Below are 11,544 nucleotides of genomic sequence, written 5' to 3' on the forward strand. Positions count from 1 at the left end.
AGCATCACTCTCGAGCGACGTTTCCTACCAGTTTTCGGAGCGTGGCACTACGGAATCACGTGCGATAAGCGCCGCCCGCCTGGGCTACCTGGGGCACGCGGCCTTCGATCATGTTGCGGAGCTCGTCCGGATCGCTGGAGCGGCCCATGGCCTCTTCCAGGCCGATCAGACGGCGTGACAAGAGACCGTAGAGCGATTGATTGAGCGTCTGCATGCCGTGCTTGAGCTGCCCGACCTGCATCTGCGAGTAGATTTGGTGAACCTTGTCCTCGCGGATGAGGTTTCGAATCGCGGCGTTGGGCACCATCACTTCCAAGGCCAGCACGCGCCCCGGCCCTCCGGCCCGCGGAATCAAGAGCTGGCTGACCACGCCTTCGAGCACGAACGACAGCTGCGCGCGGACCTGCGACTGCTGATGGGGCGGAAACACGTCGATGATGCGGTTGATGCTCTGAATGGCGGAGTTGGTGTGCAGCGTGGCGAACACCAAGTGACCGGTCTCCGCGATGGTGAGGGCGGCTTCGATGGTCTCCAGATCACGCATCTCGCCTACCAGCACCACGTCCGGATCCTGGCGCAGCACGTACTTCAGGGCGTCGCGGAAGCGCTGCGTATCCGTGCCCACCTCACGCTGGTTGATGATGGAGCGCTTGTGCGGGTGCAGGTACTCGATCGGATCTTCGATGGTGATGATGTGCTGTCGCGTCTCGCTGTTGATCTTGTCGATGATGGACGCGAGCGTGGTGCTCTTGCCGGAGCCCGTAGGGCCGGTCACCAAGATCAAGCCGCGGGGTTTGGCGGACAGCTCCTCCACCACCGGGGGCAGCCCCAGCTCGTCGAAGGACAGGATCTTGAAAGGAATGGAGCGGAAGGCGCCGCTCACCGCGCCGCGCTGCATGAAGATGTTGGCGCGGAAGCGGGACAGGTTCTTCACGCCGAAGGAGAGGTCGAGCTCCTTGTTCTTCTCGAAGGCGATCTTCTGGTCCTCCGTGAGCACGGAGTAGCAGAGCTGCTTGGTTTCCACCGGGGAGAGGGGGGGCAGCTTCAGCGGCACGATGGCGCCGTCGATGCGCAAGAGCGGCGGAGAGCCGGTGGTCACGTGCATGTCGCTGGCGCCCTTTTCGATCATGGCGCGCAACAGTTGGTGGAGATTGATCTTGATGCCGTCTTCGCCGCCGTAGCTCATTGAACTAGTCCGCCATCGTGACGCGGAGGATTTCCTCCGTCGTGGTCATGCCGTCCAACACCTTGCGGATGCCGCTCATGCGCAACGAGCTCATTCCGCCGCGAATCGCCGCGGCCTTGAGCTCCGCGGTGGATGCACCCTGCAGCACCATCTCCTTGAGGTCGTCGGTGAAGCGCATGACCTCGTACAGCGCCACGCGGCCCTTGTAGCCGGTGTTGTTGCAGGTGTTGCAGCCGGCGCCCTTGAAGATCTGCGCGCCCTGGAGCTGCTCTTCCGTGAGGCCCATGTCTCGGAGCGCCTGCACGTCGAGCTCCGCGGGGCGCTTGCAGTCTATGCACACGCGGCGCGCGAGACGTTGGGCCAGCACCAAGTTCACGCTGGCCGTGATCAGGAACGGCTCCACGCCCATGTTCAGCAGACGGGAGATGGTGGCCGGGGCGTCGTTGGTGTGCAGCGTGGAGAGCACCAAGTGGCCCGTGAGCGCCGCCTTGACGGAGATTTCCGCGGTCTCGAAGTCGCGGATCTCGCCCACCATGATGATGTCCGGGTCTTGGCGCAGGAACGAGCGCAGGGCCATCGCGAAGTTCAGGCCGATGTCGTCGTGCATCTGCACCTGGTTGATGCCATGCAGGTTGTACTCGACCGGATCTTCCGCGGTGGAGATGTTCACCCCGGGCTCGTTCAGCTCCGACAGGGCCGAGTACAGCGTGGTGGTCTTTCCGGAGCCGGTGGGGCCCGTCACCAGCACCATTCCCCAGGGCTGGTGGATGGCCCAGGAGAAGTCTTCCAAGGGTTCGACGTCGAACCCCAGCTTGGTCATGTCCAGCTGGAGGTTGCCCTTGTCCAGCAGGCGCATGACGACCTTCTCGCCCCACATCGTGGGCATCACCGAGACGCGGAAGTCCATCTCGCGCCCCTTGCCCAGCTTCAGCTTGATGCGGCCGTCCTGCGGCAGGCGCCGCTCGGCGATGTCCAGCTGGCTCATGATCTTGATACGGCTGACGATCGCGTTCTTGAGCTTCAGCGGAGGGCTCATCTCCTCGTGGAGCACGCCGTCGATGCGGTAGCGCACGCGCAGCCGCTTTTCGTACGGCTCCACGTGGATGTCGCTGGCGCCCTTTCGGATGGCGTTGAGCAAAAGCACGTTCACCAGACGCACCACGGGAGCGTCTTCGCTCGCCTTCTCCAGCTCGAGGGCGTTGATTTCTTCTTCGTCGGCGGAAAAGTCGATGTCCTCGTCACCGAGGTCGAAGTCCTCCAGCACTTCTTCGTACGAGGGCCCCACGTTGTAGTAGCGCTCGATGGCGGCGTGGATGGCCGTCTCGCTGGAGACGACGGGCTCGACGTTGTACCCGGTGAGGAACTTGATGTCGTCGATGGCGTGCAGGTTCGTGGGATCTGCCATCGCCACGATCAGCGACGAGCCCGAGCGTGAGACCGGAATGATCTTGTGCTTCTCGCACACGTCCCGGCCCACCAGCTTGATGATGTCCGAGTCGATCTCGTACTCGTCCAGGTTGATCGCCGGCAGCCGGTACTGGGCGCTGAGGAAGTTGGTGATCTCGCCGTCGGAGATGTAACCGAGCTTGGCCAACGTGTAGCCGAGGTTCTGTCCCGACCGTTTTTGCTCGTCTTGGGCCCTGCGGAGCTGTTGCAGGCTGATCAGCTTCTCGCGGACGAGCAGCTCTCCGAGTCGGTTGGTTGTCGACATTCTTCCTCTCGGGTGAATCGAAGTGGTCGAGTCTACCAAGCGTTCGGCCGTTTCAAAACGCCGGCCAGCCCCCGCCGGTTTTCTCTGCGATGGCGCCTTGTGGCCGGGGCCGGGCTGGAGCAAGAAGGGCAGGCAGTGGGAGTCCTGTCGAAAGCCCTCGGGCTGTTTCGCGGTCGCGGTGGCGGTGGTCCGGAGCGCCGCGCCCGACGTGCGGAAGCGCGCGGGGAGCTAGCGGAGGCAGCAGCGGCGTACCTCGAGGCCGGCCTCGGCTCCGAGGCGGCCCGCGTATTCGCTGCGCGGGCGGACGCCGCTGCGGAGCCCCGGGAGCGCTATCAGCTCCTGGGTCAGGCCCTGAGCCTCGCCTCGGCGGAGCAGAAGGCGGAGCTGTCGAAGCGACGCGGGGAGCTGGCGCTGGATCTGCTCAAGGCCGGCACCCTGCAGCTCACCCCGCGGGAACTGTCACTGCTCGGCCGCGAGCTCGAGCGCGCGGGCTCCAGCGCCGCGGCGGCGGAGGCCTACGGCCTCGCCGGGGACGTGGACGATCAAGCCCGCATGTTGGTGGACGCCGGCGCCATCGAGCGTTTGGAGCAAGTGCTGGGGGACGAGCAGAAGCGCGAACGAAAGCTCCGCGAGCGTGCCGAGGTCGGCCGCAAGGCGAAGGACCTGTTCTCCTGCGGGCGCCGCCGCGAGGCCCTGGCGCTGGCGCGGGCGCCGCGGGCCGAGCCCGACGACATGCTCCTGGCGCTCGCGGTCGAGATCGAAGAACGGCGGGCGCAGGGCCCCAGCGCTCGCTTCGAGCTCGACGGACGTCCACTGGAGGTCGCCTTCGGGGACAGCGTGGTGATCGGACGGGCCGACGCCGACATCACGGTGCCGAGCCCGGGGATCAGCCGCCAACACCTCGTGCTGCGGCGCACGCCGAGCGGACCCGAGGCCGCGGATCTGGGCTCCAGCAACGGCACCCTGCTGCGCGGCGTTCGCCTCGACGTTCCCGTCGCCATCGGCGAGGGCATCGAGCTGACTCTGGGCGGCGACGTGAGCGCCAAGCTCACGCCCCTCGATGGCGGCGGGGTGCGCGTCGAAATCGGCGCCCGCGTGGTGCTCGCGCCGCTCGGCCCCTGGCATCTGGACGACTGGCGCGTTCAGCCCGCTGACGACGGCTGGCTCGAGCTCAGCGCGCACACGCCCGGCTATCTCGAAGGGCTGCAGGTGGATCAGCGCATCCAGCTGTGCCGGGGCGACGCGCTGTCGAACGCTGCCGGCGCTCCGCCGCGGCTCCGGGTCGTGCCGTGAGCCTGTGGTCGAAGCTCAAGGAGCGCTTCGCGAAAGACGAGCCGGCTCCCGTGGCTCCACCACCGCCGAAGCCTGCGCCGAAGCCGAAGGTCGAGACCTCCGAGGACGACCTCGCCGCCCTCGGCTTGCTCGCCGCGGGCGAAGAGGTGCCCACGGATCTGGCCTTGGCGGAGCTGTCGCGGGCTCGCGGCACCTCGAACGAGCGCGCCGCTCTCGATCGCCTGCTGCGCGCCCGAGCCGCGCGGCCGCTCGACGAGCGGCTCGCCATCGCCGCAGCGGATCTCTTCGTCCAGCGCGGTCAGATCGCGGCGGCCCTGGAGCTGCTCGACGGCGCGTCCAGCACCGACGCCCTGATGATGGCCGCAGATCTTCGCGCCGAGCGCGGCGAGGTGGCCGCGGCCATCACGCTGGTGGAGCGCGTCCTGGTCCGCGATATCGATGCCCCCGGCGCGCGCGAGCGCCACGAGCGCTGGCGGCGCTGGCTGGGCGGCGCCGCGCCCAAGGACAACCCGCTGAACGAAGCCACGGTGCTCCGAGCCGACGCGCCGGAGACCACGCTCCGCATCGTGGGGGAGGCGGGCCGCGGTGGTGCCGGCACGGTGTACGAGGCCGTGGACGACGTGCTCGGCCGCCGCGTCGCGCTCAAGGTCTACCACCGGCCGGAAGACGAGCACGACAAGCTCGAACGCGAGGCGCGCTTGGCCGTCACCCTCGCCGGTCGCGGCGTGGTGCGGGTGTTCGACGTGGATCCCGTGCGCGGTTGGATCGTGATGGAGTGGCTGCCGGCGGGGGCACTCAAGCGCTGGCTCGTGCAGAAGGACGCGGACTTCTTGTGGCCCATCGAGCGCTGGCTCGCGCCGCTGGCGCTGGCGGTGGCGCGGGTCCACGAGCGCGGCTTCGTGCACGCGGATCTCAAGCCCGCCAACGTGCTGTTCCGACACGTGGACGAGCCGGTGATCAGCGACTTCGGTCTGGCGCATCCGGTGGGGCAGGTGGTGGCGGGGGGCAGCCGCGGCTACCTGAGCCCGGAGCGGCTGTCGGGGGAGCCCATCACCCCCGCGGACGACGTGTACGCCCTGGGTCGCATCCTGGAAGACGCCCTCAACGCCCTTGGCGAGCGCGATCTCGGCTCCTGGCGGCATGGCGTCGCCCTGGCCTTGGCTTCAGCGGAAGAGCGCCCTCGGGACGCCCGCGCCCTGCTCCGAGCCTGGGGCCTGTGAGCGGCTGCGCCCGCCGCCATCTTCCAGTACCCTTTCGGGCCCGGCTTGACGCCGCGGCGAATTCACCAATATTAGAGCCGATAATTGTCGCATCGGAAAATGCGACTTTCCCCGGAGCCAGGGATGCCCAAGACCTACAGTGATCTGTTCGCCGAGGTTCGCGCGGACGTGAAGACCGTCAGCCTCGAGGAGCTGAAAGATCGTCTCGAGGGGGACAAGCCCCCGGTGCTGGTGGACGTCCGGGAGAAAGACGAGTTTCGCGCCGGCTACATCCCGGGTGCCATCCATCTACCCCGCGGCCATCTCGAGATGCAGGCGGAGCAAAAGCTCCCCGACAAGAACGCGGAGATCGTCGTGTACTGCGCGGGCGGCATCCGCAGCGTGTTCGCGGCGCGCTCGCTTTCGGACCTCGGCTACACCAACGTGGTGAGCGCCAATCCCGGGTTCGTGCGCTGGAAAGACATGCGCTACCCGATGGAAGAGCCGCCGCACTTCACCGACGCGCAGCTCGATCGCTATTCGCGTCACATCCTCTTGCCGGAGGTGGGCGAGCTCGGTCAACAGAAGCTGCTCAAGGGTCGCGCGCTGCTGCTCGGTGCCGGCGGCCTCGGATCCCCCGCGGCGCTGTACCTCGCCGCCGCCGGCGTCGGCACCATCGGTCTGGTGGACGCCGATGTGGTCGACGCCTCCAACCTGCAGCGTCAGATCCTGCACGCCACCTCCCGCGTCGGCATCCCCAAGGTAGAGAGCGCGGAGAAGGCGCTCAAGGATCTCAATCCCGACGTGAGGGTGGTGAAGTACCAAGAGCGCCTGATGAGCGACAACGTCGACCGCATCTTCGGCGACGGTTGGGACGTGATCGTGGATGGTTGCGACAACTTCCCCACGCGCTACCTGGTGAACGACGCCTCGCTGTTCCACAAGGTGCCCGTCGTCCACGGCTCCATCTTCCGCTTCGACGGTCAGGTGACCACCTTCATGCCCTTCGAGGGGCCCTGCTACCGCTGCCTGTACCCGGAGCCGCCCCCCGCCCATCTGGCGCCTTCCTGCGCGGAAGCCGGCGTCCTCGGCATCCTCCCCGGCATGATTGGCACGCTGCAGGCCACCGAGGCCATCAAGATCATCTTGGGCCTCGGGGACACGCTCGTCGGCCGCCTGCTCACCTACGACTCCCTGCGCATGAGCTTCCGCACCTTGAAGCTCCGCCGCGACAAGACCTGTCCGGCCTGCGGCGAGCACCCTACGATCAAGGAATACGTGGACTACGAAGGATTCTGCGCCGGCGTCGCCGCCCAGTAGCGCGTATCCGCTCCAAGACCAGGAGCCGCCCAGCCCTCGAAGAATTCTTTTGTTGGTCCGGCGCGATCCCCGTCGCGCCGCACCTCAGCGCTTCAGCAGCGGGAGCATCGCGGTGGCCACGCGGTGGAGGGCGGGCGCGAGCTCGTCCGTGGAGAGTTGCTCGTACACGGCCCAGCGCGTGATCTGCAGATTGAGCGCGCCCACCAGGCTCCAGGCGACGGCCTCGGGATCGTCCGCCGTCGCGTCGCCTCGCCGGGCCAGGGCGGCGAGCTTTTCGCCGAGCAGGGCGGCGAGGGCCGCGTACAGCTGGCTCAGAGTTTCGCGCACCGCGGGGCTCGCCGCGCCTTCCGTCAGGGCGATGCGCACGATGCGCTGCTTCGGCGCCATCACGCTCACCAGCACGTCCACGCCGCGGCGAAAGCCGTCTTCCACGCTCTCGGCGGCGGACAGCTCCGCGCGCGCGCGCTCGTCCAGGTCCGACAACAGGCCCAGCACCAGCTGGCGCAGCACGTCCTCCTTGGTGGCGAAGCGCGCGTAGAACGCCGTGGTGCTGACCTTTGCCGCGCTCATCAGCTGGCGCAGGCTCGTCTCGCCGTAGCCGCGCCTCGCAAACTCGCGTTCGGCGGCCGCCAAGATGCGGTCGCTGCTCGGGCGCGGACGTTTGGCGCGCGGCTCCACGGCGCCACGCTGGGGGCGCGCCAGGGTGCGGTCAACACGATTTGCCGAGTGTGGGGTCGTCACTGGGGCAACCACAGGGCGTTGCCGCTGCCGCCCCAGCGCGCGACGAAGTCCTTGAGCTGGGCTCGCGTGAGCGTGACCATGCCCACCTCGGAGATGGGATCCCCGATGACGTAGTCCCCCGAGCTCGTGCGGCCGAGGACGAAGATGGAGTGGTGGCCGCTGTACGTGTAGCTGCCGCTCACGCCCCCGGCCTTGTACGCCTGGGTCATCGCCTTCTGGTACACGGTGGGGCCGCCACCGGGATTGCCCGGCTCACCCGCGAGCTGCAGCACGTGCTTCTTGTCGAGCTGCGCATCGATGACGTCCATCTTGGCGGACGTCTGCGAGAGGTAGGGGAGTGCTTTCACCTTCAGCCCCAGCGCCGTCGCCCCCTGGGTGATCTGGGAGTTGGTGGTGCTGCCGGTATCGCTGCCGTCGCCGTAGCTCTTGCGGGCGCGATGGATGCTCTGCTCGACGCTGAGCTTTGGCTTTTCAAGGCCGAACACGGCCAGCGCCATGGCCAAGGACGTGGGCGCACAGTTGCCCGAGTACGATGGGCCGTCCTTGTTCCAGCGACCGCGGTGCAGCTGGTTCTTGTAGAAGGCGTTCTGCACCGCCGGCTGCATCGCGAACTTCACCGGGTGCATGGACGAGTCGAGGGCGTGGAGCTTCTGCGCGATGATCCAGCCGCTCTTGCCGTCGTACCTCACGTTGTAGTGGCCGTTCTTCTTCTGCTCCGCGAGCAGCACGACGTGCTGCCCGGGGGGAATGACACCCGCGGGTTGTCCGCCGTAGTGGAAGGAGTCGTTGACGCCGGTACCGGGCGCGACGGCCGTGATGGTGGCGGCGCTCTTGTCCGCGCTCTTGCGGAACGACGCGTACTTGGTGACGAGCAGGGTGTCGCCCTCGGCCCAACCGGGCTTTGGCTCCGACGTGGTCGTGCCGGCGTCGTCCAGCAGCCGGCGCGCGTTGGCGTCCGCGCCGCCGGCGTCCGCGCCGCCGCCGTCCACGGCGGCGCTGCCCCCTGCGCCCGCGGCCCGGGAACGTTTCGCACTCGTCCAGATCGACGCACGGATCGAGTCCCGGATCCGGCTCCGGGACGTCCGCGACGGTGCCGGTCGCGTCGTCCGGCGCCGGCGCCGCGGGATCCCCGGCGTCCCCGCAGCCCGCGACGAGCATCAACGTCAGCACGACGATCGCACCCCTTCGAACCATGTCGACCTCCACCGACGAGTGTCGTCCCGAGCCCCGCGAGGTTCAACTAAAAAAACGAACGTGTGTTTTGCATCGGAACGAGAGTGGGCGCGGCGGACCAACAAAATCAAAGAAATACAGAGAGTTATCCCGCGGTATGTAAGGCCGTGCAGGGATCGCCGTTTGTGTAGCTGTGACCGCCAGACGGCGGCGGAAAGGACGTGGCTCGTGAATCTGCGCTTCTTGGCTTTGGGCAGCTTGATGGCAGTGGTGAGTGGCTGTGGCGGGAGCAACGAGCGAAATCCCAATGTCGGACCCGGGCCCGTGACCTGTCCGGCGGGGCAGAGCTTTGATGGACAGCAGTGCGTCGCCTCGGTGAGCCCTCCGCCGAGCGGCAATCCCACGACGCCGACCACCACCACGACCCCGCCCGAGCCGCCGGTGCCCACCGCGACGCCGGGGCCGAGCGCAACGCCCGTGGATCCCTCCTTGGCTGCCGCGGCAGCGCCCGCCGTGGACGCTCTGGCCAAGCAGCATTTGCCGGCGGGTGCCAAGCCCATCGCAACTTTGGCGGGACAGTTCGCCACCGGGCAGATGCTCGAGAGCCAGATCCAGATGCAGTCCGGGCGCTGCTACACCGTGGTCGGCGCGGGCTTGCCCGGCGTGGAGAACCTCGATCTGCAGCTGGCCCCGGTGAGCCCGATGCCGAACGTCTCGCCCATCCTGGCGCAGGACTCGACGGTAGCTCCCGACGCCGTGATTGGCCAAAAGCCGAATTGCTTCAAATGGGCCGCGCCCTTTGCGGCACCCATGCGCGTCATCGTGCGCGTGTCCGCAGGACAGGGCCTGGCCCTGGTGCGGGTGTACGAGTCCTGATCAGGAGCGAGCCAGCTCGGCCGTGCGGGTCGAGCGGCGTGGGCTCTTGAAGAAGGTCGGCCAGTTCTCGGTGGCGAGGCGGAAGCGCCGCCCTGCCTCGATGCGGGTGAGGCGGGTGGACAAGAGCACCGCCAAGGTGGCCAACGTGAGGCCGGCGACCACGTCGATGATGTAGTGCCAGCGCAGGAACATGGTCGCGATGATGATGTTCACCGCGAAGAACACGACCACCGGCCAAGTGTACTTGAACGGCAGCTTGTTGCGATGCCGGAACGAGAACATGGCGATGAAGGTGGGCGTGGCCGTGTGCAGCGAGGGGAAGATGTCCATCTGCGCGCCGCCCGTGGCCACCGTGGAGAGCACCATGTCCATCCACATTCCGTGCGGTAGCTCGTGCTGGAAGTGGCCGGCCATTGCCTTGTAGGGACCGAAGCCCGGCACCAGCATGTAGACCGTGTGGCCGATGCAGAACACGAGCAGCATCCCCAGCGCGAACTCACCCAAGAGCCGCGCGTTCTTGCTGAGCATCAGGATCGGGATCACGTGGATGGCCAGCAGGAAGAAGTAGCTGAAGTAGAAGAACGCGAACCACTCCGTGGTGATGGGCGTGACCACGGAGTCCAGCGCGATGGCCGGCTCGAAACCGAACAGCAGCGTGTCCAGATGGTAGAGCTCGCCGTCGAGGGTGGTGGTGTTCACCAGGGGCAAGAGCTCGCCCAAGAAGAAGTAGCTCAGCTGTACCGTGCCGTAGATCGCCAGCCGGTAGAGCAGTGGGGCAAAAAAGCCATGCTTGAGCAAACCGCCCCGCACGACCACCAGCGTGGCAGTGAGGAACACCAACAGCGAGAACACGCGGTGTAGCGACTGCGTGCGCTCGGGGCTCTCCGGCGTGGAGTAGGCGGCCAGGTTCAAGATCACGAGGAAGCCGAAAACCAGCCAATCCTGAAACGCGAGCTCGCGGAAAAATCCGCGGATCGGTCCCACGGATTCGAGCTCCGTGGATCGACTCGAGTACAGCTCGCGGTGATCGATGGCCATGACGCTAGCGCCGGAGGAAATACCTCCGATTGCGGGAATGCGAAAGCTCAGTGCCAATCTCGTGCCAGCAGCGCGAGCAGACGGCATCGCGGAAATCACTGGTTCTACCAGCGCGTCCGTCCGTTCGCAGCGCGAAGCGCGCTACGCAGCGGGTAGTTCCGTTCGCGACCGTTAGGTCACTTTTGTTCACGCGTTTCGCGCACTTCGGCAAGCCCTTCTTCGGACTCCTCGACGGCGGCGGCTTCTTCTTCGACCTCGGCGTCGCTCGCCACGCGCGCCTTGGGTGCGTCGTCTTCCTGCACGCGCACGCGCACCAGATCTTCCACGCTGAGCTCCGCCAAGAGCAGCTCTGCGCGAGCTTCGTCCACCTTCATGAGCGCCGCGAGCTTCTTGGCGTTCAACGGTTCGACGGCCGCAGCGACGTCCGCCGCGACGAAGCGCCGCGCGCGATCCATTTCGCTCACGGCGTTCTTGTCGGAGCTGCGAGCGCGGGCGAGCCCCACTGCTGCAAGCGCGATGGGAGCCACGGCCATGAGCAACGTTGCGATGGTGCCGAGAGCGCCAGCGCTCACCACCGCCAGCACACCGAGGGCGACCAACAAGGCCAGCGCTCCGAAACCCCCGAGCACCGCCGACCCCATGCGCCACGCGATGGCGCGAGCTCGTAGACGTCGTGCTTCGGTGAGCGCGGGCAGCTCGCGTCCGGTGCGGGGGATGGTCACGTCATCCAGCTGAATTCGTGGACCGCCGCACACCTTGCAGCGCTCCCCCAACACCCGATCCGGCTCCACGTCGGCGACGGTGCGGCAGTGTGGGCAACGGTAGGTCTTGCCGTGAACCGCACCGCAGTCTTGGCAGCGGCCGGTGCGCTCGTCCACGGGGCCGCTGCACACGCGGCACTTGCCTGCTCGGGCTTCTTCGGATTTGCCGGACTGCGTCACGAGGGTCTCGTATCGCGCTCGTCGAAGGCTGTCACTAGCTTCGTCGAACTCGTCGAATTCCTTCGC

Annotated in this window: 10 protein-coding genes; 4 read left to right on the plus strand and 6 right to left on the minus strand. The window is 67.2% G+C overall.

The window, feature by feature from the left end; all coding sequences use genetic code 11:
* Positions 1-55: 55 nt before the first annotated feature.
* Entirely contained in the window at positions 56-1,156 is a 1,101-nt protein-coding gene (locus H6717_05455; protein ID MCB9576454.1) for a type IV pilus twitching motility protein PilT, read from the minus strand.
* A 34-nt stretch (positions 1,157-1,190) separates the two neighbouring features.
* On the minus strand, positions 1,191-2,897 hold the full coding sequence (pilB, locus tag H6717_05460; GenBank protein MCB9576455.1) for a type IV-A pilus assembly ATPase PilB: 1,707 nt from the start codon (positions 2,895-2,897) through the stop codon (positions 1,191-1,193).
* 135 nt (positions 2,898-3,032) lie between these two features.
* Here pilB and H6717_05465 point away from each other — a divergent pair, with 135 nt between their 5' ends.
* The 3 genes from H6717_05465 to moeB all read left to right on the plus strand — a co-directional run bounded on the left by H6717_05465 (position 3,033) and on the right by moeB (position 6,709).
* Positions 3,033-4,190 carry an FHA domain-containing protein gene (locus H6717_05465; GenBank protein MCB9576456.1) on the plus strand — a complete coding sequence of 386 codons (1,158 nt, stop codon included), beginning with the start codon at positions 3,033-3,035 and terminating at the stop codon, positions 4,188-4,190.
* Positions 4,187-5,410, plus strand: a complete 1,224-nt coding sequence (locus tag H6717_05470) for a protein kinase (GenBank protein MCB9576457.1) — start codon at positions 4,187-4,189, stop codon at positions 5,408-5,410. The genes H6717_05465 and H6717_05470 overlap by 4 nt, the downstream gene beginning before the upstream one ends.
* A 123-nt stretch (positions 5,411-5,533) precedes the next feature.
* Positions 5,534-6,709 carry a molybdopterin-synthase adenylyltransferase MoeB gene (gene moeB / locus H6717_05475; protein MCB9576458.1) on the plus strand — a complete coding sequence of 392 codons (1,176 nt, stop codon included), beginning with the start codon at positions 5,534-5,536 and terminating at the stop codon, positions 6,707-6,709.
* A gap of 84 nt (positions 6,710-6,793) precedes the next feature.
* Here moeB and H6717_05480 read toward each other — a convergent pair whose 3' ends face one another.
* Positions 6,794-7,387, minus strand: a complete 594-nt coding sequence (locus H6717_05480) for a TetR/AcrR family transcriptional regulator (protein MCB9576459.1) — start codon at positions 7,385-7,387, stop codon at positions 6,794-6,796.
* A gap of 59 nt (positions 7,388-7,446) precedes the next feature.
* Positions 7,447-8,439 carry a hypothetical protein gene (locus H6717_05485; GenBank protein ID MCB9576460.1) on the minus strand — a complete coding sequence of 331 codons (993 nt, stop codon included), beginning with the start codon at positions 8,437-8,439 and terminating at the stop codon, positions 7,447-7,449.
* Between the two features lie 412 nt (positions 8,440-8,851).
* Here H6717_05485 and H6717_05490 point away from each other — a divergent pair, with 412 nt between their 5' ends.
* On the plus strand, positions 8,852-9,499 hold the full coding sequence (locus H6717_05490; GenBank protein ID MCB9576461.1) for a hypothetical protein: 648 nt from the start codon (positions 8,852-8,854) through the stop codon (positions 9,497-9,499).
* On the opposite strand, the gene H6717_05495 is transcribed toward H6717_05490, so the two are convergent.
* Together H6717_05495 and H6717_05500 are read right to left on the minus strand one after the other, a co-directional pair.
* Entirely contained in the window at positions 9,500-10,537 is a 1,038-nt protein-coding gene (locus H6717_05495; protein ID MCB9576462.1) for a phosphatase PAP2 family protein, read from the minus strand.
* 176 nt (positions 10,538-10,713) lie between these two features.
* Positions 10,714-11,478: a hypothetical protein gene (locus tag H6717_05500; GenBank protein MCB9576463.1), complete on the minus strand. Its 765-nt coding sequence runs from the start codon at positions 11,476-11,478 to the stop codon at positions 10,714-10,716.
* Positions 11,479-11,544 lie beyond the last annotated feature (66 nt).

The sequence above is a fragment of the Polyangiaceae bacterium genome, assembly GCA_020633235.1.
In the GTDB taxonomy this organism is placed as follows: Bacteria; Myxococcota_A; Polyangia; order Polyangiales; family Polyangiaceae; genus JACKEA01.